Here is a 26221-nt window from a genome sequence, read left to right on the forward strand (position 1 = left end):
GACGGGGTTGTTAGAACTCGAGCCCGGCTTCGCGGGCGGCGTCGGCAAGCGCGGCGACTCGGCCCGCGTACCGGTTGCCACCGCGGTCGAAGACGACCTTGGAGACGCCAGCGGCCTTGGCCCGCTCGGCGAGCAGGGCGCCCACCTTGCCGGCGAGGGCGCTCTTGTCGCCCTCCGTACCGCGCAGCGAGGCGTCCAGGGTCGACGCCGACGCCAGGGTGTGGCCCTTGGTGTCGTCGACGATCTGGGCGACCATGTGCCGCAGCGAACGGGTGACGACCAGGCGCGGACGCTCGGCCGTACCGGTGACGTTCTTGCGGACGCGGAAGTGCCGACGCGCACGCCCAACGGCGCGCTTGGCGGCGACGCCGCGGCGGCGCTTGAGCAGCGTGGCGCTCACTTCTTACCTGCCTTTCCAGCCTTGCGGCGGATGACCTCGCCCTGGTACTTCACGCCCTTGCCCTTGTAGGGCTCCGGCGGACGGATCTTCCGGATGTTGGCGGCGACCTCACCGACCTGCTGCTTGTCGATGCCGGCCACGTGGAACAGGGTCGGCCGCTCCACCGTGAAGGTGATGCCCGCCGGGGCGGGGACGACCACCGGGTGCGAGAACCCGAGCGCGAACTCGAGGTCCGAACCCTTGGCGGTGACCCGGTAACCGGTGCCCGCGATCTCCAGGCTCTTACGGTAACCCTCGGTCACGCCGACGATCATGTTGGCGACCAGGGTACGGCTCAGGCCGTGCAGTTCCTTGGCCTTGCGCTCGTCGTTCGGGCGGCTGACGTTCAGCTGCCCGTCCTCCGCGCGCTCGATCGTGATCGGCTCCGCGATGGTGTGCTGGAGCTCGCCCTTCGGGCCCTTGACCTTGACGGTCTGCCCGTCGATCGTGATGTCGACGCCGGATGGCACCGGGATCGACTTACGTCCAATTCGCGACATTTCTACCAGTCTCCCGTTACCAGACGAAGGCGAGGACTTCCCCGCCAACACTCCGCTTGCGGGCCTGCCGGTCGGTCAGCAGTCCCTGGGACGTCGAAATGATCGCCACGCCCAGCCCACCGAGCACCCGCGGGAGCCCGTCCGACTTGGCGTACACCCGGAGACCGGGCTTGGACACGCGCTTGATGCCGGCCAGGCTCCGCTCGCGGTTCTGGCCGTACTTCAGCTCGACGACCAGTCGCTTGCCGACGGCGCCCTCCTCGGGCTCCTCGACCGACCAGGTGGCGATGTAACCCTCGGCCTTCAGGACCTCGGCGATGTTCGCCTTGATCTTGGAGTAGGGCATCTTCACCTGATCGTGGTACGCCTGGTTGGCGTTACGCAGACGCGTGAGCATGTCTGCGATCGGGTCGGTCATCGTCATGGATTTCGTCAGCCTTTCTCGCCGGGGTTCCCGGGGCACCAGCCCCGGGCCTACGGCGAAGAGCAATACCTAATCGGTGCAGGAGTTCCCGGCCGGAGCCGGGACGCGGTCGCCCTTACCAGGAAGCCTTGGACACACCCGGCAGTTCACCGCGGTGGGCCATCTCCCGGATGCAGACCCGGCAGAGCCCGAACTTGCGGTAGACCGCCTTCGGACGCCCGCACCGCTGGCAGCGGGTGTACGCGCGAACCGAGAACTTCGGCTTCGCGGCCGCCTTGAGGATCAGCGCCTTCTTGGCCATCTCAGTTCTCCTTGAACGGGAAGCCCAGGAGCTTGAGCAGCGCCCGGCCCTCGTCGTCGGTCGTGGCGGTGGTGACCACCGTGATGTCCATGCCCCGCTGGCGATCGATCCGGTCCTGGTCGATCTCGTGGAACACCGACTGCTCGGTCAGACCGAACGTGTAGTTGCCGTGCCCGTCCAGCTTGCGCCCGTCCAGACCGCGGAAGTCGCGGATACGCGGCAGCGCGATGGAGAGCAGCCGGTCCAGGAACTCCCACATGCGGTCGCCGCGGAGGGTCACCTTCGCGCCGATCGGCATGCCCTCGCGGAGCTTGAACTGCGCGATGGACTTGGTCGCCCGCCGCACCTGCGGCTTCTGGCCGGTGATCGTGGCGAGGTCGCGGACCGCGCCGTCGATCAGCTTGGCGTCGCGAGCGGCCTCGCCGACACCCATGTTGACGACGATCTTGACCAGCCGCGGCACCTGCATGGGGTTGCCGTAGCTGTTCTGCTCACGCAGCTGGGCCACGATCTCGTTGCGGTACCGCTCCTTGAGGCGCGGCATGGTCTTTTCGGTAGCCGTGGTCATCACAGGTCCTTACCGGTGCTACGCGCGATGCGGACCTTCTGGCCGTTGTCGTCGATCCGGTAACCGACGCGGGTCGGCTTGCCGTCGGAGTCCAGGACCTGCACGTTCGAGACGTGGATCGGGGCCTCCTGGGTGACGATGCCGCCGGTCTTGGCGCCACGCTGGGTGGTGCTGATGCGGGTGTGCTTCTTGACCCGGTTCACGCCCTCGACCAGGACCTTGTCCTGCCGCGGGTAGGCCGCGATGACCTTGCCCTTGGCGCCCTTGTCCTTGCCGGCGATGACGACGACCGTGTCGCCCTTCTTGACCTTCACGGTCACAACACCTCCGGCGCGAGGGAAATAATCTTCATGAACCGCTTGTCCCGCAGCTCCCGGCCCACCGGGCCGAAGATACGGGTTCCACGCGGGTCCCCACCGTCCTTGATGATGACGGCGGCGTTCTCGTCGAAGCGGATGTACGAGCCGTCCGGCCGCCGCTTCTCCTTGGCCGTGCGAACGACGACCGCCTTGACGACGTCGCCCTTCTTCACACCGGCACCCGGGATCGCGTCCTTGACCGTGGCCACGATGACGTCGCCGATGCTCGCGTAGCGCCGACCGGAGCCACCGAGAACCCGGATGCACAGGATCTCCCGAGCACCCGTGTTGTCGGCGACGCGCAGTCGCGACTCCTGCTGAATCACGTCTATCTCCTATGTCTGCCGGTTCTCCGGCCGCCGTGGCGGCCGGAGCCTGGCGGAACCTACGCCCGACGCAACGCCGGGCGAGCTCGAGCCTTCGCTACTTGGCCTTTTCCAGGATCTCCACGATCCGCCAACGCTTGGTGGCGCTCAGCGGCCGGGTCTCCATGATCAGGACCCGGTCGCCGGTGCCAGCGGCGTTCTGCTCGTCGTGCACCTTCAGCTTGCTCGTACGACGCATGATCTTGCCGTACAGCGCGTGCCGAACCCGGTCCTCGACCTCGACCACGACGGTCTTGTCCATCTTGTCGCTGACCACCAGGCCCTCGCGGACCTTGCGGCGCGCGCGGGTGGCGTCAGCGGTGGTGTTCTCGGTCATGATGCAGTCACCTCAGTCGGCGCGGCCGAGAGCCCCAGCTCGCGCTCGCGCATGATCGTGTAGATCCGGGCGATCTCCCGACGGATGACCTGCAGCCGCCGGTTGTTGTCCAGCTGCCCGGTTGCGGCCTGCACGCGGAGGTTGAACAGCTCCGCCTTGGCCTCCCGCAGCTTCGTGACCAGCTCCTCCTCGGAGAGCTCACGCAGCTCGGTCGCCTTAACGCCCGCTGCCATCAGGATTCACCCACTTCGCGCGTAACAATGCGGCACTTCATCGGGAGCTTGTGGATCGCGCGACGCATGGCCTCACGCGCGATCTGCTCGTTGGGGAACGACATCTCGAAGAGAACCCGTCCCGGCTTGACGTTGGCGACCCACCACTCGGGCGAACCCTTACCGGAACCCATCCGGGTCTCGGCAGGCTTCTTGGTGAGGGCCTGGTCCGGGAAGATCGTGATCCAGACCTTGCCGCCACGCTTGATGTGACGGGTCATCGCGATACGCGCCGACTCGATCTGGCGGTTGGTCACGTACGCCGGCTCGAGAGCCTGGATCCCGAACTCGCCGAACACCACCCGGTTACCACCCTTGGACGCGCCGTGGCGGTCCGGGTGGTGCGGCTTGCGGAAGCCCTTCGGGGGCTTGCGCGGCATCAGCATCTGTCAGCCCTCCTGCTGCGTTTCAGCCGGAGCAGCAGTGGCGGCGACAGCAGCGCTGTCGACCGGCTCGCCGCTCGGCGTCTCGGCCTGCTGCGCGATGGTGGTCGCAGCAGCCCGACCGGCCTCGGTGCCACCAGCCGTGGTGCCGGACGAACCCGACCGGCCACGGCGCGGACGCTCGGGACGGTCGCCGCGCTCACCACGACGCGGGCGGGACGGACCGGCCTCGGCCGGAGCCTCCCGGCCCGGGACGGCGTCGCCCTTGTAGATCCAGACCTTCACGCCGATCCGGCCGAACGTGGTACGGGCCTCGAAGAAGCCGTACTCGATGTTGGCCCGCAGCGTGTGCAGCGGAACCCGGCCCTCACGGTAGAACTCGGTCCGGCTCATCTCGGCGCCGCCGAGGCGACCCGAAACCTGAACCCGGATGCCCTTGCAGACCGGGTTCTTCATGGCCGACTGCATGGCCTTGCGCATCGCCCGACGGAAGCTGACCCGGCTGGACAGCTGCTCGGCCACGCCCTGCGCGACGAGCTGAGCGTCCGACTCGGGGTTCTTCACCTCGATGATGTTCAGCTGGACCTGCTTGCCGGTGAGCTTCTCCAGCTCGCCGCGGATCCGGTCGGCCTCCGCACCCTTACGGCCGATGACGATGCCCGGCCGGGCGGTGTGGATGTCGACGCGGACGCGGTCGCGGGTGCGCTCGATGTCGACCTTGGAGATCCCGGCACGCTCGAGGCCCTTGGACATCATGCGGCGGATCTTGACATCCTCGCCGATGTAGTCCTTGTAGAGCTTGTCCGCGAACCAACGGGACTTCCAGTCGGTCGAGATGCCGAGCCGGAACCCAGTGGGGTGAACCTTCTGACCCATTACTCGGCGTCCTCCGTCTTGCTCTGCGCTTCGGCCGGTGCGGCCTGCGTGGCCGGGGCGGCCTTCTTCGCCGCGGCCTTCCTCGGCGCTGCCGGCGCGACCGCCTCGACCGCCACGGTGATGTGACAGGTGCGCTTGCGGATCCGGTACGCCCGACCCTGCGCCCGCGGCTGGAACCGCTTCATCGTCGGGCCCTCGTCCACGAACGCCTCGCTGACGAGCAGCGCGTCGGGGTCCAGCCGCTCGTTGTTCTCCGCGTTGGCGATCGCGCTAGCGAGCACCTTGTACACCTGCTCGCTCGCAGCCTGCGGCGCGAACTGCAGCACCGTGAGCGCCTCCTTCGCGGGCAGGCCGCGGACGAGGTTGACCACCCGGCGCGCCTTCATCGGCGAGATGCGCACGTGCCGCGCAACCGCCCGCGCGCCCGGAAGCACCGGAGCGTCGCCCTTTCCTGGCATCGCTGTAACCCCTTGTTCCCTCTATCCGTATGCCTGGCGGCGTCAGCGCCGACGGCTCTTCCGGTCGTCCTTCTCGTGACCCTTGAAGGTGCGGGTCAGCGCGAACTCGCCGAGCTTGTGCCCGACCATCGCCTCGGTCACGAACACCGGGACGTGCTTGCGTCCGTCGTGCACGGCGATCGTGTGCCCGAGCATCTCGGGGATGATCGTCGAGCGCCGCGACCAGGTCTTGATCACGTTCTTGGAGCCCTTGTCGTTCTGAACTTCCACCTTCTTGAGCAGGTGGTCGTCGACGAACGGGCCCTTCTTCAGGCTGCGAGGCATGTCTTATCTCCCTCAGCCGCGCTTACGCGTGGCGTAGCGGCGGCGGACAATCAGCTTGTCGCTCGCCTGGCCCTTACGGCGGGTGCGGCCCTCGGGCTTACCCTGCGGGTTGACCGGGTGGCGACCACCGGAGGTCTTACCCTCACCACCACCGTGCGGGTGGTCGACCGGGTTCATGGCGACACCACGGACGGTCGGGCGCTTGCCCTTCCACCGCATCCGGCCGGCCTTACCCCAGTTGATGTTCGACTGGTCGGCGTTGCCGATCTCGCCGATGCTGGCGCGGCAACGCACGTCCACCCGCCGGATCTCGCCGGACGGCATACGCAGGGTCGCGTACACGCCCTCGCGGCCGAGCAGCTGGATGCCGACGCCGGCGGAGCGGGCGAGCTTGGCCCCGCCGCCCGGACGCAGCTCCACGTTGTGGATCGTGGTACCGACCGGGATGTTGCGCAGCGGCAGGTTGTTACCCGGCTTGATGTCGGCGCCCGGACCGGACTCGACGCGGTCGCCCTGCTTCATGTCCTTCGGCGCGATGATGTACCGCTTCTCGCCGTCGGCGTAGTGCAGCAGCGCGATGCGCGCGGTGCGGTTCGGGTCGTACTCGATGTGGGCGACCTTCGCCGGCACGCCGTCCTTGTCGACCCGCTTGAAGTCGATCAGACGGTACTGGCGCTTGTGACCGCCACCGTGGTGCCGCGTGGTGATCCGGCCGTGGGCGTTACGCCCGCCCTTCTTCGGCAACGGAGCCAGCAGCGACTTCTCCGGCGTAGACCGGGTGATCTCGGCGAAGTCGGCGACGCTGGAGCCACGACGGCCCGGCGTCGTCGGCTTGTACTTACGGATAGCCATTGTCTACACCCCTCAGCTGACCGGGCCGCCGAAGGCCTCGATACGGTCACCGTCAGCCAGCTTCACGATCGCCCGCTTGGTCGCCTTGCGCTGACCGAAGCCGGTCTTGGTGCGCTTGCGCTTACCCTGGCGGTTGAGCGTGTTGACCGTCAGGACGCGGACGTCGAAGATCTGCTGGATAGCGATCTTGATCTCGGTCTTGTTCGCGTCCGGGTGCACCAGGAAGGTGTACCAGTTCCGGTTCAGCTCGCTGTAGCTCTTCTCCGAGACGACCGGCGCCACGATGATGTCGCGCGGGTCGGCGATCGTGCTCACTTGCCACCCTCCTCGGTGGTCTCGGCGGGCACGCCCAGGAACTCGTCCAGGGCGTCCTTGGTGAAGACCACGTCGTCGGCCACCAGCACGTCGTACGTGTTCAGCTGGCCGGACTCGATCAGGTGCACCCGCGGCTCGTTGCGCAGCGACACCCAGTTCAGCTCGTCGGTGCTGCTCAGCACGACCAGGACCCGACGGGCCTCGGTGAGCTTGGCAAGCGTGGCCAGAGCGGCCTTGGTCGACGGCTTCTCGCCCGAGACGAACGCCTCGACGACGTGCACCTGCCCGGCGCGGGCCCGGTCGGAGAGGGCACCCCGCAGTGCGGCGGCCTTCATCTTCTTCGGGGTCCGCTGGCTGTAGTCGCGCGGCACGGGACCGTGCACCACGCCACCGCCGGCGAACTGCGGCGCGCGGATCGAGCCCTGCCGGGCGCGACCGGTGCCCTTCTGCTTGTACGGCTTCTTGCCGCCACCGGCGACCTCGCCGCGGGTCTTGGCCTTGTGCGTGCCCTGTCGGGCCGCCGCGAGCTGGGCCACCACGACCTGGTGCATCAGCGCGACGTTGGCCTGCACGTCGAAGATGTCCGCCGGCAGCTCGACCGAGCCGCTGGTGGTGCCTTCGACGGTGCGCACGTCAACGGTGGTCACTTGGCCGCACCGCCCTTCTTCACCTTGCTCTTGGCCGCGGTACGGACCAGAACGAGCGCGCCCTTGGGACCAGGAATGGCACCCCGGACGAGCAGCAGGTTGTTCTCGGTGTCGACCGCCTGGACGGTGAGGTTCTGCACGGTGTAGCGCACGCCACCCATGCGGCCGGCCATCCGGGTGCCCTTGAAGACACGACCCGGGGTGGCGCAGGCGCCGATGGAGCCGGGCGAGCGGTGCTTGCGCTCGACACCGTGGCTGGCGCGCAGACCGTGGAAGCCGTGCCGCTTCATCGGGCCGGCGTAGCCCTTGCCCTTGGTCTTGCCGGTGACGTCGATCGTGACGCCCGCCAGGAACTCCTCGACCGTGACCTCCTGGCCGAGCGAGTACTCCGACGCGTCCGTGGTGCGCAGCTCGACGATGTGCCGGCGCGGCGCCACGTCCGCCTTCGCGTAGTGCCCGCTGACCGGCTTCTTCACCTTGCGCGGGTCGATCGTGCCGTACGCCAGCTGGACCGCGGAGTAACCGTCCTTCTCGGCGCTACGAACCTGGCTGATGACGCACGGGCCGGCCTCGACCACGGTCACGGGAACAACCTTGTTGTTGTCCCAGACCTGGGTCATGCCGAGCTTGGCGCCCAGGATCCCCTTGACTTGCCTGTCCATTTGTCCGGTCCCTACAGCTTGATCTCGATGTCGACGCCAGCCGGCAGGTCGAGGCGCATGAGCGAGTCGACCGTCTTCGGGGTCGGGTCGATGATGTCGATCAGCCGCTTGTGCGTGCGCATCTCGAAGTGCTCGCGCGAGTCCTTGTACTTGTGCGGCGAGCGGATAACGCAGAAACGGTTGATCTCCGTGGGCAGCGGCACCGGGCCCGCGACCTGCGCCCCGGTACGCGTCACCGTCTCGACGATCTTCCGAGCCGAGGAGTCGACGACCTCGTGGTCATAGGCCTTGAGCCGGATGCGGATCTTCTGTCCCGCCATGGTGGCTTCTGTTCCTTCTCTCGATGCCGCTGTGTTGCGGGCGCCTGTACCGGCTGGCACAGGCCCACTTCGCCGACCCCCGCGGTCGGGCGTGTCGCGCCCTCGGGCCAGGCTCCGCCCCGGGGTTCCGGAGTGGTGCTGACCGCGCGGTGGGTCAAGGCGCCGATCGCACTACCGCGACCTGAACGCCGTGCGAGGGTGGTTGGCGACTGGGCCGCCAACCACCCTACGCTCGACTGCCTCGCCACCCGGAGGTTCAGCGAAAGCCGAACACAGGCGACGAACTGTCGTTACGCAACCTGACTAGTATGCCGCACGACCGGCGGCGGGTCTAATCGGGGTTACCCAGGTCACTTCTGGATCTTGGTGACGAACCCGGCGCCGACGGTGCGGCCACCCTCGCGGATCGCGAACTTGAGGTTCTCCTCCATGGCGATGGGCTGGATCAGCTTCACCGACATGGTGGTGTTGTCACCCGGCATGACCATCTCGGTGCCCTCGGGGAGGGTGACGACACCGGTGACGTCTGTGGTCCGGAAGTAGAACTGCGGGCGGTAGTTCTGGAAGAACGGGGTGTGCCGGCCGCCCTCCTCCTTGGAGAGGATGTAGACCGTCGCCTCGAACTCCGTGTGCGGGGTCGTGGTGCCCGGCTTGACGACCACCATGCCGCGCTCGACGTCCTCGCGCTTGATGCCACGCAGCAGCAGACCGACGTTCTCGCCCGCGCGGGCCTCGTCGAGCAGCTTGCGGAACATCTCGATACCGGTGCAGACCGTCTTCTGCGACTTCTCGCGGATACCGACGATCTCCACCTCCTCGTTCGGCTTGAGGATGCCGCGCTCGGCGCGACCGGTGACGACGGTGCCACGACCGGTGATCGTGAAGACGTCCTCGATGGGCATGAGGAACGGCTTCTCGGTCTCGCGCTCCGGCTGCGGGATCGCGGTGTCGACCGCGGTCATCAGGTCCAGGAGCTTGCCGGTCCACTCGGGGTCACCCTCGAGGGCCTTCAGCGCCGAAACCCGCACGACCGGCAGGTCGTCACCCGGGTACTCCTGCGAGGAGAGCAGCTCACGGACCTCGAGCTCGACGAGCTCCAGGAGCTCCTCGTCGTCGACCATGTCGCTCTTGTTGAGCGCCACGACGATGTACGGCACGCCAACCTGACGCGCGAGCAGCACGTGCTCACGGGTCTGCGGCATCGGGCCGTCGGTCGCCGCGACCACCAGGATCGCGCCGTCCATCTGCGCGGCACCGGTGATCATGTTCTTGATGTAGTCCGCGTGGCCGGGGCAGTCCACGTGCGCGTAGTGCCGCGACTCGGTCTGGTACTCGACGTGCGCGATCGAGATCGTGATGCCGCGGGCCTTCTCCTCCGGCGCCTTGTCGATCTCGTCGAACGGCGTGTACGGGTTCAGGTCCGGGTACTGGTCGTGCAGGACCTTGGTGATGGCCGCCGTCAGCGTCGTCTTACCGTGGTCGATGTGACCAATGGTGCCGATGTTGACGTGCGGCTTAGTCCGCTCGAACTTAGCCTTCGCCACTGGTGTCCTCCTGTGGACTTCTTGGTTCGTACGCCCGGCGCGCCGGTCGGCGCTTAGGACTCTGTCGACAGCCTTTCCGGCCTGACGGCCGGAGAGCCTTTGTGGGTTCTGCGGCGATGAAGCCTACAGGCCCGGTCTCACGCGATCCGATCGTGGTGGCCGCGGGCGGGTTGAGTCACCCGCGACCGACCACGAATCACCTGCTCGGGGCAGTTACTCGCCCGTTGCCTTCGCGATGATCTCCTTCGCGACGCTCTGCGGAACCTCCGCGTAGGAGTCGAACTGCATGCTGTAGCTAGCCCGGCCCTGGGTCTTCGACCGCAGGTCGCCGACGTAGCCGAACATCTCCGACAACGGCACCAGAGCCCTCACGATGCGGGCGCCGCTGCGCTCCTCCATCGCCTGGATGATGCCGCGGCGGGAGTTGAGGTCACCGATGACGTCACCCATGTTCTCCTCAGGAGTGGTGACCTCAACGGCCATCATCGGCTCAAGCAACGCGGGATCGGCCTTGCGGGCCGCGTCCTTCATCACCATCGAGCCGGCGATCTTGAATGCCATTTCCGACGAGTCGACCTCGTGGTACTGACCGTCCAGCAGCGTCAGCTTCACACCGACGAGCGGGAAGCCCGCGAGGATGCCGTACTGCATGGCGTCCTGCGCACCGGCGTCGACCGACGGGATGAACTCCCGCGGGATGCGACCGCCGCTGACGGCGTTGGCGAACTCGTAGGTCGGCGAGTCGTTGTCCAGCGGCAGCGGCTCGACGCTCACGATGACGCGGGCGTACTGGCCGGAGCCACCGGTCTGCTTCTTGTGGGTGTACTCGACCTTCTCCACCTTGCGGCGGATGGTCTCGCGGTACGCCACCTGCGGCTTGCCGACGTTGGCCTCGACGTTGAACTCGCGGCGCATCCGGTCGACCAGGATGTCCAGGTGCAGCTCGCCCATGCCGGAGATGACCGTCTGACCGGTCTCCTCGTCCAGCTGGACGCGGAAGGTCGGGTCCTCCTCGGCCAGGCGCTGGATGGCCGTACCCAGCTTCTCCTGGTCAGACTTGGTCTTCGGCTCGATCGCCACCGAGATGACCGGCTCCGGGAAGGTCATCGACTCCAGGATGACCGGGTTCGCCGGGTCGGAGAGCGTGTCGCCGGTGGTGGTCTGCTTGAGACCCTGCACGGCGATGATGTCGCCGGCCTGCGCCGACGGACGCTCTTCACGCTTGTTGGCGTGCATCTGGTAGATCTTGCCGATCCGCTCCTTGCGGTCCTTGGTGGAGTTGACCACCTGGGAGCCGGAGTCGAGCGTGCCGGAGTAGACGCGCACGTAGGTGAGCTTGCCCAGGTGCTTGTCCGTCTGGATCTTGAAGGCCAGACCGGAGAAGGGCTCCGAGTTGGACGGCTTGCGCAGCAGCGGGGTCTCACCGTCGGTGGCCGTACCCTCGATCGCCGGAACGTCCAGCGGCGACGGCAGGAAGTCGACCACGGCGTCGAGCATGGGCTGGACGCCCTTGTTCTTGAACGCCGAGCCGCACAGCACCGGGTTGGCCTTGCCGGCGATGGTGGCACGCCGGATGGCGGCCTTGATCTCCTCGATGGAGACCTCCTCGCCTTCCAGGTACTTCTCCATCACCGAGTCGTCGACGTCGGCGAGGGTCTCCATCAGCTTCTCGCGCCACTCGGCCGCGGAGTCGGCCAGCTCGGCCGGGATCTCCTCGATCGCGTAGTCCTCACCCTTCTGGGTCTCCCCGCGCCAGGTGAGGGCGCGCATGCCGACCAGGTCGACGACACCGATGTGGTCGCCCTCGAGCCCGATCGGGATCTGGAGCACCAGCGGGGTGGCGTTGAGCCGGTCGATCATCATCTGCACGCAGCGGAAGAAGTCGGCACCGGTCCGGTCGAGCTTGTTGACGAAGCACATCCGCGGGACGTTGTACTTGTCGGCCTGCCGCCAGACGTTCTCCGTCTGCGGCTCGACGCCGGCGACACCGTCGTAGACCGCGACCGCACCATCCAGGACCCGCAGCGACCGCTCGACCTCGACCGTGAAGTCGACGTGGCCAGGCGTGTCGATGATCTGGATCGTGTGGCCCTTCCACTCACACTTGGTGGCAGCGGAGGTGATGGTGATACCACGCTCCTGCTCCTGCTCCATCCAGTCCATGACGGCGGCGCCCTCGTGGACCTCACCGATCTTGTACGTGATGCCGGTGTAGAACAGGATTCGCTCGGTGGTCGTGGTCTTACCGGCATCGATGTGCGCCATGATGCCGATGTTGCGTACGTTGGCGAGCGCGTCTGCGGCGGCCACTTCAATCCCTACTTATCGTCGTCTCGACTCAACTGGTGGCGGTTCCGGCGCCGGGTGGGCGCCGGAACCTCAGGTGTTACCAGCGGTAGTGCGCGAAGGCCTTGTTGGACTCGGCCATCTTGTGCGTGTCCTCGCGCCGCTTGACGGCGGCGCCGAGGCCGTTGCTCGCGTCCAGCAGCTCGTTCATCAGCCGCTCGACCATGGTCTTCTCGCGCCGGGCGCGGGAGTAGGTCACCAGCCAGCGCAGGCCCAGCGTGGTCGCCCGGGTGGGGCGGACCTCGACCGGCACCTGGTAGGTGGCGCCACCGACACGACGGCTGCGCACCTCGAGGGTCGGCTTGACGTTGTCCATCGCCCGCTTGAGGGTGACGACCGGGTCGGTGCCGGACTTCTCGCGGCAGCCCTCGAGGGCCGCGTACACGATCGACTCGGCGAGCTGGCGCTTGCCGCGCAGCAGGATCTTGTTCACCAGCTGGGTGACCAGCGGCGAGTTGTACACCGGGTCAGCGACCAGCGGCCGCCGCGGAGCGGGTCCCTTACGCGGCATGTCAGCTCTTCTCCTTCTTCGCGCCGTAACGGCTGCGCGCCTGCTTGCGGTTGCGGACACCCTGGGTGTCCAGCGAGCCGCGGACGATCTTGTAACGCACGCCGGGGAGGTCCTTCACACGACCGCCACGCACGAGCACGATCGAGTGCTCCTGCAGGTTGTGGCCGACACCCGGGATGTACGCGGTTACCTCGATCTGGCTGCTGAGCTTGACACGAGCGACCTTGCGCAGCGCCGAGTTCGGCTTCTTCGGGGTGGTGGTGTACACGCGGGTGCACACGCCGCGCCGCTGGGGAGACCCCTTGAGCGCAGGGGTCTTGGTCTTGGTCGTCTTGGCCTGACGGCCCTTTCGGACCAGCTGCTGAATGGTGGGCACCGGGTTTCTCCGCTCCCTTCGGCCGCTGTCTGCGGCCGCGCCGTCTGCTCGTTAGCCAGCCTGATGACCGGCTCTCCTACATTCCGACCAGGGTCACCTTGCGGAGGCCCCGGCACCCGCGGTCGGGCGTGTCGCCCAGCTCACGGTCCCGGTGCGGACGCTGTCGCGGACGTACCGGGTTTTCTGTCACCGGCACGCGGATCGCCCCGCTCCGGATCTTTGGCTTGTCGTGCCGCCGTCCGGACTCCGGAACCAGCGCACGCACGAGTTGCCCGGGCACGCCCGGGCACAAGGGGAAAGAGTACCTACCACAGCCGCCCAGGTCAAAACGGAATGGGTCGGCGAACGTCTCACCCCTCGCCGGCCGGATCGCGTCCCGCCTCGGCACCCGCGATGGGCACCTACAAACACAAGTGTACCGGCTTCCCCGCCGAAGCACCCGTCGCCCCCGGGCAGGCCCCCAGGCACCACCTGATCCACGGACCCGTCCCCGCGCCCCTGTCACGTCAGACTGATCAGCAACCCCAGCCCCAGACCCAACAGGCTCAGCAGGGCGCCCGCCGCGCCGCAGCTGACGCCGGCCACCGCGAGCCCCCGACCGGTGAACCGCACCGCCGACGGCGCCGCCGCCCGGCGGATCTGTCGCTGGCCCAGCAGGCCGGTGACGACCGCTGCCAACCCCGCCAGCACCCCCAGCACCGTGAAGGCGCCCGAGACCCACACTCCCCCACGGGCCCCGAAGGCCACACCGACGCAGATCACCAGCAGCGAGACCAGGATCGACGCGATGCCGGCCACCAGCGACCCCGTCGCCAGCCCGGCGGTCACCGGCGGCACGTCCAGGTGCACCACCCCGAACGGGGTGCCGGGCACCGCCTCCACCCGCTTCGGCGGCCTCCGCTGCTCATCGGTGGGTGGCGGCACCGGCCGGGCGGGGGCCGTACCCCAGGCGGGGAAGTGCCCCGGCACCGGCTGCCCCCAGGGGCCCGGCCCGGACGAGGGCTGCCCCCAGCCGGGCGGTCCCGACGATGGGTGGCCCCAACCGGCCGGCGTGCCCGGTCCGGACGGTGGCTGCCCCCACCCGTCTGCGGCGGCGGGCCCCGACGGCGGTTGGGCCCAGCCGTACGGCACCGGCGTACCGGCGGCAGGGTGGGGCTGGTGGTAACCGGGCGGGAAGACCCCGCCCCACTCGGCCGCGGGCGGACCCCAGGCGGGCGAGGGCGGCGGACCCCAGCCCGCCGACGAGGGCGTACCCGCAGCAGGGGCGCCGGTCGTCGGCGCCGGCTGTCCGCCCGCCTCCGGTTGCGCCCACTCACTCCACGCCGAGGGCATCGGCCCGAAATCCGAAACCGGTGCGGACGACGCGCTCGACGCCGGCGCGGTGGAACCGGAATCGGAGGAGGCAGGTGAGCCGACCCCCGGGGAAGACGCCGCGGTCGGATTCGGGCCGGAGGTGGCATCGACAGCTGGTTTCGAGGGAGCCGCGTCCGGAGCCGGCGAGCCGGGAGCCGCGCCCGGAGCCGGCGTGGGGGGAGTCGCGCCCGGAGCCGGCACGTCAGGATGCCCGGCTGGTTCGTCCGCCGGGGGCCGCGCCGGTTCCGTCACGAAGTCCTCCTGTCGACAGGGCCGCCAGCGCGCGCGGCGGACACCGGCCAGGCTACCGCCGGAGGCGGCGCCGTCCGCGCCGGGCGCGGTCGCCGCATGCCTCAGTCCATGTTCGAGGGGTAGTCGTGGCCGAACGGCGTGCCCGCCAGCCGGACCACGCCGATCACCACGACGACGACCACGCTGACCGCGACCAACGCCAGACCGGTCCAGGCCATCCGCTCCCCCCGCCGCAGCCAGACGCTTCCGGTGAGGAAACCCCCCGAGGCGTACGCCTCCCGGCGGGCCTGCCGGGCCAGCTGGAGCGCCACCGTCGCGGGCACCACCCCGCCGATGAACAGCCCGGTCAGCATGCCGAGCAGACCCAGCGCGAAGACCGCCCGCGCCTTGGTGGCGCGGGCCGGATCCGGGTCGAGCGGGTGGCGCAGGCCTGAAGAGGCGACGGACACCTGCCCGGATGCGGTCGTCATGCCTCCATCATGCCCAACCCGGTCCGCTGGCAGGGCGGTCCGGGAACGACGAGGCCCCCGGCGGATGCCGGGGGCCTCGTCGTTGTCTGGTGCTTAGCGGTACGACCCGAAATCGAAGTCGTCCAGCGGCACAGCCTGCCCACTGGCCGGCCCGAAACCGTAGTCGGTCTCCGGGTAACCGGTCATCGAGTAGACCTTGGCCTTGGCCTCCTCGGTCGGCTCGACCCGGACGTTGCGGTACTTGCTGATGCCCGTACCGGCCGGGATGAGCTTACCGATGATCACGTTCTCCTTGAGGCCGACCAGCGAGTCGCTGCGCGAGTTGATCGCAGCGTCGGTCAGCACCCGCGTGGTCTCCTGGAAGGAGGCCGCGGAGAGCCAGGAGTCGGTGGCCAGCGAGGCCTTGGTGATACCCATCAGCACCGGACGGCCGGCGGCGGGCTCGCCACCCTCCGACACGAGTCGGCGGTTCTCCGACTCGAACAGCGCCCGGTCGACGAGCACGCCCGGCAGGAACTCGGTCGAGCCGGAGTCGATGACCGTCACCCGCTTGAGCATCTGGCGGATGATGATCTCGATGTGCTTGTCGTGGATGAGCACACCCTGCGAGCGGTAGACCTCCTGGACCTCACTGGTCAGGTGGACCTGGACCGCACGCGGACCCATGATCCGCAGAAGCTCGTGCGGGTCGATGGTGCCCTCGGTCAGCTTCTCGCCGACCGCGACGTGGCCGCCGTCGTGGGTCCGGAGCTTGACGCGCTTCGAGATCTTGTCGTAGACGATCTCTTCGCTGCCGTCGTCCGGCACCACGATGATCTTCCGCGAGCGCTCGCCGTCCTCGATGCGGATCCGACCGGGGGTGTCGGCGATGGGCGCCTTACCCTTCGGGACCCGGGCCTCGAAGATTTCCTGCACACGCGGCAGACCCTGGGTGATGTCCTCACCCGCGACACCACCGGTGTGGAAGGTACGCATCGTCAGCTGCGTACCCGGCTCACCGATGGACTGGGCGGCGATGATGCCGACGGCCTCACCGATGTCGACCGACTTGCCGGTCGGCAGCGAACGGCCGTAGCAGGCCGCGCAGACGCCCAGCTTCGACTCGCAGGTGAGCACGCTGCGCACCCGGACCGTCTCCACACCAGCGGCGACGATCTTGTCGACCCCGATGGAGTTGATGTCCTGGCCGCGCTCGGCCACCACGGTGCCGTCCGGCCCCTTGATGTCGTCGGCCAGGGTCCGGGCGTGCACGCTGGTCTCGGCGTGGGTGTGGACGACGAGCTTGCCGTCGAGCTTCTCGCCGATCTGCATCGGGATCGCCCGGTCGGTGCCGCAGTCCTCCTCGCGGATGATGACGTCCTGGGAGACGTCCACCAGACGACGGGTCAGGTAACCCGAGTCGGCGGTCCGCAGCGCGGTGTCGGCGAGACCCTTACGGGCACCGTGCGTGGAGATGAAGTACTCCAGCACGGACAGACCCTCCCGGTAGCTGGCCTTGATCGGCCGCGGGATGATCTCGCCCTTCGGGTTGGCCACCAGACCACGGATCGCCGCGATCTGCCGGAGCTGGAGCAGGTTACCGCGAGCACCCGAGTTGATCATCTTCCACAGTGGGTTCTCCTGCGGCAGCGCGGTGTCCATCTCCTTGGCGACCTCGTTGGTCGCCTTGGTCCAGATCTCGATGAGTTCGCCGCGACGCTCCTCGGCGGTCATCAGACCACGCTGGTACTGCTTGTCGATCCGGTCGGCTTCCTTCTCGTACTTCGCCAGGATCTCCGCCTTGCGCGGCGGGGCGATGACGTCCTCCATGCCGATCGTCACGCCGGACCAGGTGGCCCAGTGGAAGCCGGCCTCCTTGAGCCCGTCCAGGGTGGCCGCGAGAGCCACCTTGGGGAAGCGCTCGGCGAGGTCGTTGACGATCGCGGAGAGCTGACCCTTGCGGATCTCGTAGTTCACGAAGCGGTAGCCCTGCGGCAGCGTCTCGTTGAACAGCACCCGACCGAGGGTGGTCTCCACGGTCAGCGGCTCACCCTCGACCCAGCCCTCCGGAGCGGTCCACGCCTCGGCGCCGGCGCCGTTGTCGACACCGATCACGTTCCGCAGGCGGATCTTCACCGGAGCCTGCAGGTGCAGCTCGCCGTTGTCGAACGCCATCCGCGCCTCGGCGTCCGAGCTGAACGCCCGGCCCTCGCCCTTCTCACCGGCGGTGAGGTGGGTGAGGTGGTACAGGCCGATGACCATGTCCTGGGTGGGCATGGTGACCGGCTTGCCGTCGGCCGGCTTGAGGATGTTGTTCGACGACAGCATCAGGATCCGCGCCTCGGCCTGGGCCTCGGCGGACAGCGGCACGTGCACCGCCATCTGGTCACCGTCGAAGTCCGCGTTGAACGCGGTGCAGACCAGCGGGTGGATCTGGATGGCCTTGCCCTCGACCAGCTGCGGCTCGAACGCCTGGATGCCCAGACGGTGCAGGGTCGGCGCCCGGTTGAGCAGCACCGGGTGCTCGCCGATGACCTCTTCCAGAACGTCCCACACGACCGGGCGCTGACGCTCGACCATCCGCTTGGCGGACTTGATGTTCTGCGCGTGGTTGAGGTCGACCAGCCGCTTCATGACGAACGGCTTGAACAGCTCCAGGGCCATCTGCTTGGGCAGGCCGCACTGGTGCAGCTTGAGCTTCGGGCCGACCACGATGACCGAACGGCCGGAGTAGTCGACGCGCTTGCCCAGCAGGTTCTGGCGGAACCGGCCCTGCTTGCCCTTGAGCATGTCGGACAGCGACTTGAGCGGGCGGTTACCCGGACCGGTGACCGGCCGGCCACGACGACCGTTGTCGAACAGCGCGTCGACGGCCTCCTGGAGCATCCGCTTCTCGTTGTTGACGATGATCTCGGGCGCGCCGAGGTCGATCAGCCGCTTGAGGCGGTTGTTCCGGTTGATCACGCGGCGGTACAGGTCGTTGAGGTCCGAGGTCGCGAACCGACCACCGTCGAGCTGCACCATCGGGCGCAGGTCCGGCGGGATGACCGGGACGCAGTCCAGCACCATGCCGAGCGGCGAGTTGCGGGTGTTCAGGAACGCCGCGACGACCTTGAGCCGCTTGAGCGCCCGGATCTTCCGCTGGCCCTTGCCGGACCGGATGGTCTCGCGCAGGCTCTCGGCCTCGGCGTCGAGGTCCATGTTCTGGACCAGCGCCTTGATGGCCTCCGCGCCCATCGAGCCGGTGAAGTACTCACCGAACCGGTCGCGCAGCTCGCGGTAGAGCAGCTCGTCGGTGACAAGCTGCTTCGGCTCCAGCTTGCGGAAGGTGTCCAGCACCTCGTCCAGGCGGTCGATCTCGCGCTGGGCCCGGTCGCGGATCTGGCGCATCTCGCGCTCTCCGCCCTCCTTGACCTTGCGCCGGACGTCCGCCTTGGCACCCTCGGCCTCCAGCTCGGCCAGGTCGGCCTCGAGCTTGGCGGCCCGCTTCTCGATCTCCGAGTCGCGGCTGTTCTCGGACTGCCGCTTCTCGGCCAGGATCTCGTTCTCGATCGTCGAGAGGTCACGGTGACGCGACTCCGCGTCCACGCTCGTCACGACGTACGAGGCGAAGTAGATGATCTTTTCGAGATCCTTCGGGGCGAGGTCCAGCAGGTAGCCCAGCCGGCTCGGAACGCCCTTGAAGTACCAGATGTGGGTCACCGGAGCGGCGAGCTCGATGTGCCCCATCCGCTCACGACGAACCTTGGAGCGGGTCACCTCGACGCCGCAGCGCTCGCAGATGATGCCCTTGAACCGGACGCGCTTGTACTTACCGCAGTAGCACTCCCAGTCCCGCTGCGGACCGAAGATCTTCTCGCAGAAGAGCCCGTCCTTCTCCGGCTTCAGGGTGCGGTAGTTGATGGTCTCAGGCTTCTTGACCTCGCCGTGCGACCACTGACGGATGTCGTCGGCGGTGGCGAGACCAATGCGCAGCTCGTCGAAGAAGTTGACGTCGAGCACTATGTCCCCTATGTCGTCGTCTTTACAGCTAGATCACGGGCGGGGGTCGGGAGCCCGAAGGCCCCCGACCCGCACCACTTACACCTCTTCGACCGAGCTCGGCTCGCGCCGGGACAGGTCGATGCCCAGCTCCTCCGCGGCCCGGAACACCTCGTCGTCGGTCTCGCGCATCTCCAGGGCCACACCGTCGCTGGACAGCACCTCGACGTTGAGGCACAGCGACTGCAGCTCCTTGAGCAGCACCTTGAACGACTCCGGAATGCCCGGCTCCGGGATGTTCTCGCCCTTGACGATGGCCTCGTAGACCTTCACCCGGCCGAGCACGTCGTCGGACTTGATCGTGAGCAGCTCCTGCAGGGCGTACGCGGCGCCGTACGCCTGCATCGCCCAGCACTCCATCTCACCGAAGCGCTGACCACCGAACTGCGCCTTACCACCCAGCGGCTGCTGCGTGATCATCGAGTACGGACCGGTCGACCGAGCGTGGATCTTGTCGTCGACCAGGTGGTTGAGCTTCAGGATGTAGACGTAGCCGACCGCGATCGGGTCCGGCAGAGGCTCACCGGAACGACCGTCGAACAGCTGCGCCTTACCGGTGCGCCCGATCAGCTGCTTGCCGTCCCGGTTGGGCAGGGTCGACTCGAGCAGACCGGAGATCTCCTCCTCGCGGGCACCGTCGAAGACCGGGGTGGCCACGTTGGTGTCACCCTCGGACTCGTGCGCGTCGATCGAGCGGAGCTGGCGCTTCCACTCGGCGTCGTCACCCTCGACCTTCCAACCGGTCTTGGCCACCCACCCGAGGTGGGTCTCCAGAACCTGGCCGATGTTCATCCGGCTCGGCACACCGAGCGGGTTGAGCACGATGTCGACCGGGGTGCCGTCCTCGAGGAACGGCATGTCCTCGACCGGGAGGATCTTGGAGATGACGCCCTTGTTGCCGTGCCGGCCGGCGAGCTTGTCGCCGTCCTGGATCTTGCGCTTCTGGGCGACGTAGACCCGGACCAGCTCGTTGACGCCCGGCGGCAACTCGTCGCCGTCCTCGCGGGAGAACGTGCGCACACCGATGACCGTGCCGGTCTCGCCGTGCGGCACCTTCAGCGAGGTGTCCCGAACCTCACGCGCCTTCTCACCGAAGATCGCGCGGAGCAGTCGCTCCTCCGGGGTCAGCTCGGTCTCACCCTTGGGCGTGACCTTGCCGACCAGGATGTCGCCGGGAACGACCTCGGCGCCGATCCGGATGATGCCGCGCTCGTCGAGGTCGGCGAGCATTTCCTCGCTGACGTTCGGGATGTCGCGGGTGATCTCCTCCGGACCGAGCTTGGTGTCCCGGGCGTCGACCTCGTGCTCCTCGATGTGGATCGAGGTGAGCACGTCCTGCTGCACGAGGCGCTGCGACAGGATGATCGCGTCCTCGTAGTTGTGGCCCTCCCAGCACATGAACGCCACCAGCAGGTTGCGTCCGAGTGCCATCTCGCCCTCGTCGGTGCAGGGACCGTCGGCGATGACCTGACCGGCCTCGACGCGGTCGCCCTCGAAGACGACCGGCTTCTGGTTGACGCAGGAGCCGGCGTTGGAGCGGCGGAACTTGTGCAGCAGGTACGTCCGGCGGTGGCCGTCATCCTGGTGGATGGTGACGTAGTCGGCGCAGAGATCCTCGATCACACCGCCGACCTCGGCGACCACCACGTCGCCAGCGTCGACCGCGGCCCGGTACTCCATGCCCGTACCCACGAGCGGCGCCTCGGCCTTGACCAGCGGCACCGCCTGGCGCTGCATGTTCGCGCCCATCAGTGCCCGGTTGGCGTCGTCGTGCTCGAGGAACGGGATCATGGCGGTCGCGACCGAGGTCATCTGCCGGGGCGAGACGTCCATGTAGTCGACGGCACCGGGGACGACGTCCTCGGTCTCGCCGCCCTTACGACGGCAGAGCACCCGGTCCTCGGCGAACGTGCCGTCAGCCTTCAGGCGCGCGTTGGCCTGGGCCTTGACGAACCGGTCCTCCTCGTCCGCGGTCAGGTAGTCGATCTGGTCGGTGACCCGACCCTCGACGACCTTCCGGTACGGCGTCTCGATGAAGCCGAACGGGTTGACCCGGGCGAAGGTGGACAGCGCGCCGATCAGGCCGATGTTCGGGCCTTCCGGCGTCTCGATCGGGCACATCCGGCCGTAGTGGGACGGGTGCACGTCGCGGACCTCGAAGCCGGCCCGCTCCCGGGACAGACCACCCGGGCCGAGCGCGCTCAGCCGACGCCGGTGGGTCAGGCCCGCCAGCGGGTTGGTCTGGTCCATGAACTGGGACAGCTGCGACGTACCGAAGAACTCCTTGATCGCCGCCACCACCGGGCGGATGTTGATCAGGGTCTGCGGCGTGATCGCCTCGACGTCCTGCGTGGTCATCCGCTCGCGGACGACCCGCTCCATCCGGGAGAGGCCGACCCGAACCTGGTTCTGGATCAGCTCGCCCACGGTACGGAGGCGCCGGTTGCCGAAGTGGTCGATGTCGTCGGCCTCGTAGCCGTCCTCACCGGCGTGCAGCCGGCAGAGGTACTCCACGGTGGCGACGATGTCGTCCTCGGTCAGCGTGCCGGTGGTGATCGGCACGTCGACTTCGAGCTTCTTGTTGAACTTGTAGCGCCCGACCTTGGCCACGTCGTACCTCTTCGGGTTGAAGAAGAGGTTGTCGAGCAGGGTCTGGGCGTTCTCGCGCGTCGGCGGCTCGCCAGGGCGCAGCTTGCGGTAGATGTCTAGCAGGGCCTCGTCGGCGCCGGCGATGTGGTCCTTCTCGAGCGTGGTCATCATCAGCTCGGACCAGCCGAACTTCTCACGGATCCGCTCGGCCGACCATCCGATGGCCTTGAGCAGGACCGTGACGGCCTGCCGGCGCTTGCGGTCGATACGTACGCCGACCGTGTCGCGCTTGTCGATGTCGAACTCCAGCCAGGCACCCCGACTCGGGATGACCTTGACGCTGGAGAGGTCGCGGTCGGAGGTCTTGTCCGGCTGCTTGTCGAAGTACACGCCCGGAGACCGGACGAGCTGGCTGACCACGACGCGCTCGGTGCCGTTGATGACGAAGGTGCCCTTGGGCGTCATCATCGGGAAGTCACCCATGAACACCGTCTGGCTCTTGATCTCGCCAGTGGTGTTGTTGGTGAACTCCGCGGTCACGAAGAGCGGAGCGCAGTAGGTCAGGTCCTTCTCCTTGCACTCCTCGATCGAGGCCTTGACCTCGTCGAAGCGCGGCGCCGAGAAGGAGAGCGACATGGTGCCGGAGAAGTCCTCAATGGGACTGATCTCTTCAAGGATCTCCGCGAGACCCGAGCGTGCGTGCGGGTCGTCCGCCGACCGGCCCTGCCAAGCCTCGTTGCCGACGAGCCAGTCGAAGGACTCGTTCTGGATGGCAAGGAGGTTGGGGACCTCGAGGTGTTCGGTGATCCTGCCGAATGAAACTCGGCGGGGAGCGAATGCGCTCGACGTACGACTGGTCTTCGCAGGGCGGGAAGCTGCCAAGATGCGTCCTTCCGAGGACCGGTGCTGCAGAACGGCTGGTACGCGTGCACTCCAATGACCCCACCAGAATTATCCGTAAACGGACATTTCCGAGCAGGGGTCAAGTCGGAAGGCAGCGCAAACTAGCAGTGTAGCCGAGAGGCTAACCGCTGTCCAGCCCACCCCGCAGGTCGTTTGCGGAACGCTCCTCGGCCCCCGTTCACCGGGGTCTGCCGGGCCGCTCAGAACGCAACTCCCCACTGGGCCGCTCGGGTGACCGCGACCGATGGTGCCGTCGCTGTCATTACCCACATCGTGGCCGTCGCAAGCGCGGTGTCTTGCTGGTGTCAGGGTGCCTGTCAGGCCGGGGCCGCGTCAAGGGCCGGTATCCGGGTCGTCGGTTCTTTCCCACCTGAGGAGGATCCGGTCGTTCGTGCAAATGATCCCGCGCCGACCATCGGCGCCCAGCTCAGCACGGTTGTCGCCCGGTCCACGAAACACGGCGGGCGGTGATCCGTGTCGGATCACCGCCCGCCGCGACGCGACCGTGTCCCAGCTCACCGAGCCGGGTACGCGCAGGTTGGAGCTCAGGTCACTTGAGGGTGACCTTGGCGCCCTCACCCTCGAGCTTGGCCTTCGCCTTCTCGGCGGTCTCCTTGTTGACCTTCTCCAGGATGGCCTTCGGCGCGGACTCGACCGCGTCCTTGGCCTCCTTGAGGCCCAGGCCGGTCAGCTCACGCACGACCTTGATGACCTGGATCTTCTTGCCACCGTCAGCCTCGAGGACGACGTCGAACTCGTCCTTCTCCGGCTCGGCCTCGGCGGCGGCCGGAGCGCCACCGGCGGCGGCAACCGCGACCGGAGCGGCGGCGGTGACCTCGAAGGTGTCCTCGAACTGCTTCACGAACTCAGAGAGCTCGATCAGCGTCATCTCCTTGAACGCGTCGAGCAGCTCGTCGGTGCTGAGCTTCGCCATGTCTGGCGTCCTTTCTAAAGGTTGTTAAAGAACGTGGGTGCGCCGCGCGGCCTCAGGCCGCCTCAGCGCCCTCCTGCTCGCGCTTCTTGTCCGCCAGGGCGGCCGCCGCGCGGGCGGCCTTGGAGAGCGGAGCCTGGAACAGGGCCGCGGCCTTGCTCAGGTTGCCCTTCATCGCGCCGGCCAGCTTGGCCAGCAGCACCTCACGGGACTCCAGGTCGGCGAGCTTCGTGACCTCGGCCGCGGAAATGGCCTTGCCCTCGAAGACACCGCCCTTGATGACGAGCTTCGGGTTGGCCTTCGCGAAGTCGCGAAGCCCCTTCGCCGCCTCGACGACGTCGCCCGAAACGAAAGTCAGCGCGGTAGGACCGGTGAACAGCTCGTCGAGGCCGGTGATGCCCGCGTCCGTCGCGGCACGCTTCGCCAGCGTGTTCTTCGCGACCGTGTAGCTGGTCTCGGCACCGAGCGATCGCCGCAGCTGGGTGAGCTGGGAAACCGTCAGACCGCGGTACTCGGTCAGCACGGTAGCGCCCGCGCTGCGGAAGCTCTCGGTCAGCTCAGCGACGGCCGTGGCCTTGTCGGCTCGGATCGGCTTGTCCGCCATGTCCCTCCTCTCTCGTTGCTCGAGGCTGGTCCCCGGGCACGGCCGAAGCCGGAGCGGGGACGAAGGCAGCACGACAACGAAAAGCCCCGGCGCAGGGCGCACGGGGCGAGGGCCGGCGGGAAGTCACGGTCGGCGGACCATGCTCACTGCCGAATTACGCTTGCCGCCCTACGCGGGTCGCCCGTCGTCGCGGGGCCTTCGACCGTGCCGAAGCACGGTGACCAGCGGTCTCTGGGTGGTTCCTCATCCATGACAACACGGATGACGTTTGAAGAGTACGCGCCCGCGGGACCAGCGCCAAATCGCCCCCGGTGAGCCGGGTCACGCCGCCGGGCCACTCAGCCCTGGGCCCGCCGCCGCCACAGGTAGCCGGCGGTGACCGCCACGCTCCACGCCAGGGCCCAGGCCGTGAGCCCGAGCAGGGTCAGCGCGGCGGCGTCACCCGCCGTCGTCCGGGCGGTAGCCATGATCGGCGGTACCAGCCAGGGCGCGACGGAACCACGCAGGCCGAGCGCCACCGCGCCGACACCGCCGAGGGCCAGCACCGCGACGCCGTACGCGGCACCGCCCACCGACGCCCGGCTGGCCAGCGCGCCGAGGGCAACCGCGGCGGGTACGGCCAGCAGGTGCGCCCACAGCCCCAGCGCGATGCCGACCGGCACCGACCGGTCACCCGGCTCGACCGGGCCGGTGACCCCACCCACCAGCCACGGAAAGAGCAGCGCGACGGCCACCGCGACCAGCGCCGCCGCGCCGGCCGCCAGGAGTCCGGCGAGACGCTCCCGGGCCACCCCGACGGTCACCTGGGCCAGCCGACGCTGCACGTCCGGCTCGATGTCCAGCAGGATCTTGGTCTGCCAGGCGAGCACCGGGAAGAGCACCACCGCCGAGACGCCGTACGCCTCCGCCGGCTGGGACCGGCCGCCGCCGTAGAGCGTGCCGAGGACGACGAGGCCGGCGAGCAGGGGCGCCAACGCCCGTCCGGTACGCAGGAAACCCGCCAGCCGCATCCGCACCAGCGCGTTCATCGGCCCTCCCCGGTGTCGGGCTCGACCATCGCGTCGGCCGCCCCGAGCCGCGCCGACGTGGCCGACGGGGTGGGCGGATGCGCCTGGGGTGGGGTGGTGGAGGCGTCGGCGCGTACTCGGAGGATCTGATGGCCCTCGGCGCGCAGGCGGGCGACGGTGCCGGCGACCCGCGCGGCCGGCACCGCGACCTCGACCACCGCGATGGCCTCCTCGTCGGCGGGCGCGGTCTCCTCGGTCAGCACGCCCGCGGCCACCGACCAACGGCGCGCGGCCGGCAACCGGACCGTCTCCCCCCGGTGGTCGCTGACCAGGACCGTGCCACCGTCGGCCAGCACCTCGTCGATCAGCTCGGGAACCAGCTCGCGGGTCGCGGCGTCCAGGCCCTCCCACGGCTCGTCGAGCACCAGCAGGCCCGGCGCCCGCAGCATGGCCTGGGCGAGGCCGACCTTCTGCGCGGTGCCCTTGGACAGCTCCGCGAGGCGCACCGAGCGGAACGCGTCCAGCCCGAGCCGCCGCGTCCAGGTCGTCACCGCCTCGTCGGCGGCCGAGCGTCCCAGCCCAGCCGCGCGGGCCATGCCGGTCAGATAGCGGGACACGGTGAAGGGCTGATCGGCCGGGAAGCGCTCGGGCACCCAGCCCACCCGGGCCGGCCGGTCGACGACCCGACCCCGGCCCGGCCGCAACACCCCGGCGGCCACCTGGAGCAGGGTGGACTTGCCCACCCCGTTGCGGCCCAGGACGACCGCAACCTCACCCGGGCCGATCTGCGCGTCCACGCTCCGCAGCACCCACGGACCCCGCCGGTGGTACCGCAACCAGACGTTCTCCAGCCGCATGCGGACGAGCTTGCCACACCCGGAACGCGCCGGGGCGCCGCCACGATCGTGGCGGC

30 protein-coding genes are annotated in these 26221 nt (G+C 68.4%); all 30 read right to left on the reverse strand.

Annotated features, from left to right (window positions below; genetic code table 11):
• Positions 1 to 10: 10 nt before the first annotated feature.
• Positions 11 to 400, reverse strand: a complete 390-nt coding sequence (gene rplR, locus AB0J36_RS12495) for a 50S ribosomal protein L18 (RefSeq protein ID WP_357126510.1) — start codon at positions 398 to 400, stop codon at positions 11 to 13.
• Positions 397 to 939, reverse strand: a complete 543-nt coding sequence (gene rplF / locus AB0J36_RS12500) for a 50S ribosomal protein L6 (RefSeq protein ID WP_355050757.1) — start codon at positions 937 to 939, stop codon at positions 397 to 399. The genes rplR and rplF overlap by 4 nt, the downstream gene beginning before the upstream one ends.
• Before the next feature lie 16 nt (positions 940 to 955).
• Positions 956 to 1363 carry a 30S ribosomal protein S8 gene (gene rpsH, locus AB0J36_RS12505; RefSeq protein ID WP_007465270.1) on the reverse strand — a complete coding sequence of 136 codons (408 nt, stop codon included), beginning with the start codon at positions 1361 to 1363 and terminating at the stop codon, positions 956 to 958.
• A gap of 115 nt (positions 1364 to 1478) precedes the next feature.
• Positions 1479 to 1664 carry a type Z 30S ribosomal protein S14 gene (locus AB0J36_RS12510; protein ID WP_007073023.1) on the reverse strand — a complete coding sequence of 62 codons (186 nt, stop codon included), beginning with the start codon at positions 1662 to 1664 and terminating at the stop codon, positions 1479 to 1481.
• Position 1665: 1 nt separating this feature from the next.
• Positions 1666 to 2232, reverse strand: a complete 567-nt coding sequence (gene rplE, locus AB0J36_RS12515; RefSeq protein WP_355050758.1) for a 50S ribosomal protein L5 — start codon at positions 2230 to 2232, stop codon at positions 1666 to 1668.
• Complete coding sequence (rplX, locus tag AB0J36_RS12520) at positions 2232 to 2552, reverse strand: 50S ribosomal protein L24 (protein ID WP_007465276.1); 321 nt, start codon at positions 2550 to 2552, stop codon at positions 2232 to 2234. Before rplX ends, rplE begins: the two co-directional genes overlap by 1 nt.
• Entirely contained in the window at positions 2549 to 2917 is a 369-nt protein-coding gene (gene rplN, locus AB0J36_RS12525) for a 50S ribosomal protein L14 (RefSeq protein WP_007073026.1), read from the reverse strand. The genes rplX and rplN overlap by 4 nt, the downstream gene beginning before the upstream one ends.
• Before the next feature lie 97 nt (positions 2918 to 3014).
• Complete coding sequence (gene rpsQ, locus AB0J36_RS12530; RefSeq protein ID WP_355050759.1) at positions 3015 to 3293, reverse strand: 30S ribosomal protein S17; 279 nt, start codon at positions 3291 to 3293, stop codon at positions 3015 to 3017.
• The gene (gene rpmC / locus AB0J36_RS12535) at positions 3290 to 3526 is read right to left on the reverse strand and encodes a 50S ribosomal protein L29 (protein WP_007465283.1); all 237 of its coding nucleotides are present in this window, start codon (positions 3524 to 3526) and stop codon (positions 3290 to 3292) included. Before rpmC ends, rpsQ begins: the two co-directional genes overlap by 4 nt.
• Positions 3526 to 3951, reverse strand: a complete 426-nt coding sequence (rplP, locus tag AB0J36_RS12540; protein WP_073834927.1) for a 50S ribosomal protein L16 — start codon at positions 3949 to 3951, stop codon at positions 3526 to 3528. The genes rpmC and rplP overlap by 1 nt, the downstream gene beginning before the upstream one ends.
• Positions 3952 to 3954: 3 nt before the next feature.
• On the reverse strand, positions 3955 to 4824 hold the full coding sequence (rpsC, locus tag AB0J36_RS12545) for a 30S ribosomal protein S3 (RefSeq protein WP_091402401.1): 870 nt from the start codon (positions 4822 to 4824) through the stop codon (positions 3955 to 3957).
• Complete coding sequence (gene rplV, locus AB0J36_RS12550; protein WP_089018943.1) at positions 4824 to 5282, reverse strand: 50S ribosomal protein L22; 459 nt, start codon at positions 5280 to 5282, stop codon at positions 4824 to 4826. The genes rpsC and rplV overlap by 1 nt, the downstream gene beginning before the upstream one ends.
• A gap of 42 nt (positions 5283 to 5324) precedes the next feature.
• The gene (gene rpsS, locus AB0J36_RS12555; RefSeq protein ID WP_007465299.1) at positions 5325 to 5606 is read right to left on the reverse strand and encodes a 30S ribosomal protein S19; all 282 of its coding nucleotides are present in this window, start codon (positions 5604 to 5606) and stop codon (positions 5325 to 5327) included.
• A gap of 12 nt (positions 5607 to 5618) precedes the next feature.
• Positions 5619 to 6458: a 50S ribosomal protein L2 gene (gene rplB / locus AB0J36_RS12560; RefSeq protein ID WP_355050760.1), complete on the reverse strand. Its 840-nt coding sequence runs from the start codon at positions 6456 to 6458 to the stop codon at positions 5619 to 5621.
• 12 nt (positions 6459 to 6470) lie between these two features.
• A complete protein-coding gene (gene rplW / locus AB0J36_RS12565) occupies positions 6471 to 6773 on the reverse strand; it encodes a 50S ribosomal protein L23 (protein WP_088998352.1) in 303 nt (100 codons plus the stop codon).
• On the reverse strand, positions 6770 to 7420 hold the full coding sequence (gene rplD / locus AB0J36_RS12570) for a 50S ribosomal protein L4 (RefSeq protein WP_357126515.1): 651 nt from the start codon (positions 7418 to 7420) through the stop codon (positions 6770 to 6772). Before rplD ends, rplW begins: the two co-directional genes overlap by 4 nt.
• Positions 7417 to 8082: a 50S ribosomal protein L3 gene (gene rplC, locus AB0J36_RS12575; protein WP_363660507.1), complete on the reverse strand. Its 666-nt coding sequence runs from the start codon at positions 8080 to 8082 to the stop codon at positions 7417 to 7419. The genes rplD and rplC overlap by 4 nt, the downstream gene beginning before the upstream one ends.
• Before the next feature lie 11 nt (positions 8083 to 8093).
• Positions 8094 to 8402, reverse strand: coding sequence for a 30S ribosomal protein S10 (gene rpsJ, locus AB0J36_RS12580; RefSeq protein WP_007073037.1), 309 nt, complete (start codon positions 8400 to 8402; stop codon positions 8094 to 8096).
• Between the two features lie 350 nt (positions 8403 to 8752).
• The gene (gene tuf, locus AB0J36_RS12585) at positions 8753 to 9946 is read right to left on the reverse strand and encodes an elongation factor Tu (protein ID WP_355050763.1); all 1194 of its coding nucleotides are present in this window, start codon (positions 9944 to 9946) and stop codon (positions 8753 to 8755) included.
• 213 nt (positions 9947 to 10159) lie between these two features.
• A complete protein-coding gene (fusA, locus tag AB0J36_RS12590; RefSeq protein WP_357126520.1) occupies positions 10160 to 12256 on the reverse strand; it encodes an elongation factor G in 2097 nt (698 codons plus the stop codon).
• Between the two features lie 76 nt (positions 12257 to 12332).
• Entirely contained in the window at positions 12333 to 12803 is a 471-nt protein-coding gene (gene rpsG, locus AB0J36_RS12595) for a 30S ribosomal protein S7 (protein ID WP_007465317.1), read from the reverse strand.
• Between the two features lies 1 nt (position 12804).
• Positions 12805 to 13179, reverse strand: a complete 375-nt coding sequence (rpsL, locus tag AB0J36_RS12600; protein WP_007465318.1) for a 30S ribosomal protein S12 — start codon at positions 13177 to 13179, stop codon at positions 12805 to 12807.
• A 501-nt stretch (positions 13180 to 13680) separates the two neighbouring features.
• The gene (locus AB0J36_RS12605; RefSeq protein WP_357126604.1) at positions 13681 to 14061 is read right to left on the reverse strand and encodes a hypothetical protein; all 381 of its coding nucleotides are present in this window, start codon (positions 14059 to 14061) and stop codon (positions 13681 to 13683) included.
• Between the two features lie 824 nt (positions 14062 to 14885).
• A complete protein-coding gene (locus tag AB0J36_RS12610) occupies positions 14886 to 15254 on the reverse strand; it encodes a hypothetical protein (RefSeq protein ID WP_355050766.1) in 369 nt (122 codons plus the stop codon).
• Between the two features lie 93 nt (positions 15255 to 15347).
• Positions 15348 to 19235, reverse strand: a complete 3888-nt coding sequence (locus AB0J36_RS12615) for a DNA-directed RNA polymerase subunit beta' (protein WP_357126524.1) — start codon at positions 19233 to 19235, stop codon at positions 15348 to 15350.
• A gap of 78 nt (positions 19236 to 19313) precedes the next feature.
• Positions 19314 to 22745 (reverse strand): DNA-directed RNA polymerase subunit beta, encoded by a 3432-nt coding sequence (locus AB0J36_RS12620; protein ID WP_357126527.1) that lies wholly within the window; start codon positions 22743 to 22745, stop codon positions 19314 to 19316.
• A 571-nt stretch (positions 22746 to 23316) separates the two neighbouring features.
• Positions 23317 to 23700 carry a 50S ribosomal protein L7/L12 gene (rplL, locus tag AB0J36_RS12625; RefSeq protein WP_007465324.1) on the reverse strand — a complete coding sequence of 128 codons (384 nt, stop codon included), beginning with the start codon at positions 23698 to 23700 and terminating at the stop codon, positions 23317 to 23319.
• A gap of 52 nt (positions 23701 to 23752) precedes the next feature.
• Entirely contained in the window at positions 23753 to 24301 is a 549-nt protein-coding gene (gene rplJ, locus AB0J36_RS12630; protein WP_355050769.1) for a 50S ribosomal protein L10, read from the reverse strand.
• Between the two features lie 338 nt (positions 24302 to 24639).
• The gene (locus tag AB0J36_RS12635; RefSeq protein WP_355050770.1) at positions 24640 to 25329 is read right to left on the reverse strand and encodes a hypothetical protein; all 690 of its coding nucleotides are present in this window, start codon (positions 25327 to 25329) and stop codon (positions 24640 to 24642) included.
• Positions 25326 to 26221 (reverse strand): ABC transporter ATP-binding protein (locus AB0J36_RS12640; protein ID WP_363660508.1); only part of this gene is annotated, 896 nt, incomplete at its 5' end. The genes AB0J36_RS12640 and AB0J36_RS12635, both read right to left, overlap by 4 nt.

The sequence above is a fragment of the Micromonospora sp. NPDC049662 genome, assembly GCF_040675055.1.
Taxonomy (GTDB): Bacteria; Actinomycetota; Actinomycetes; order Mycobacteriales; family Micromonosporaceae; genus Micromonospora.

Coding starts and splice junctions, on each gene's coding strand:
- AB0J36_RS12510 (WP_007073023.1), bottom strand. CDS start 1,664: ATGGCCAAGAAGGCGCTGATCCTCAAGGCGGCCGCGAAGCCGAAGTTC.
- rpmC (WP_007465283.1), bottom strand. CDS start 3,526: ATGGCAGCGGGCGTTAAGGCGACCGAGCTGCGTGAGCTCTCCGAGGAG.
- AB0J36_RS12635 (WP_355050770.1), bottom strand. CDS start 25,329: ATGAACGCGCTGGTGCGGATGCGGCTGGCGGGTTTCCTGCGTACCGGA.
- rpsC (WP_091402401.1), bottom strand. CDS start 4,824: ATGGGTCAGAAGGTTCACCCCACTGGGTTCCGGCTCGGCATCTCGACC.
- rplC (WP_363660507.1), bottom strand. CDS start 8,082: ATGGACAGGCAAGTCAAGGGGATCCTGGGCGCCAAGCTCGGCATGACC.
- rpsQ (WP_355050759.1), bottom strand. CDS start 3,293: ATGACCGAGAACACCACCGCTGACGCCACCCGCGCGCGCCGCAAGGTC.
- rplL (WP_007465324.1), bottom strand. CDS start 23,700: ATGGCGAAGCTCAGCACCGACGAGCTGCTCGACGCGTTCAAGGAGATG.
- rplV (WP_089018943.1), bottom strand. CDS start 5,282: ATGCCAGGAAAGGGCGACGCTCCGGTGCTTCCGGGCGCGCGGGCGGTT.
- rplB (WP_355050760.1), bottom strand. CDS start 6,458: ATGGCTATCCGTAAGTACAAGCCGACGACGCCGGGCCGTCGTGGCTCC.
- AB0J36_RS12610 (WP_355050766.1), bottom strand. CDS start 15,254: ATGACGACCGCATCCGGGCAGGTGTCCGTCGCCTCTTCAGGCCTGCGC.
- rplJ (WP_355050769.1), bottom strand. CDS start 24,301: ATGGCGGACAAGCCGATCCGAGCCGACAAGGCCACGGCCGTCGCTGAG.
- rplF (WP_355050757.1), bottom strand. CDS start 939: ATGTCGCGAATTGGACGTAAGTCGATCCCGGTGCCATCCGGCGTCGAC.
- rplE (WP_355050758.1), bottom strand. CDS start 2,232: ATGACCACGGCTACCGAAAAGACCATGCCGCGCCTCAAGGAGCGGTAC.
- rpsS (WP_007465299.1), bottom strand. CDS start 5,606: ATGCCTCGCAGCCTGAAGAAGGGCCCGTTCGTCGACGACCACCTGCTC.
- rpsG (WP_007465317.1), bottom strand. CDS start 12,803: ATGCCGCGTAAGGGACCCGCTCCGCGGCGGCCGCTGGTCGCTGACCCG.
- rpsH (WP_007465270.1), bottom strand. CDS start 1,363: ATGACGATGACCGACCCGATCGCAGACATGCTCACGCGTCTGCGTAAC.
- rpsJ (WP_007073037.1), bottom strand. CDS start 8,402: ATGGCGGGACAGAAGATCCGCATCCGGCTCAAGGCCTATGACCACGAG.
- rplP (WP_073834927.1), bottom strand. CDS start 3,951: ATGCTGATGCCGCGCAAGCCCCCGAAGGGCTTCCGCAAGCCGCACCAC.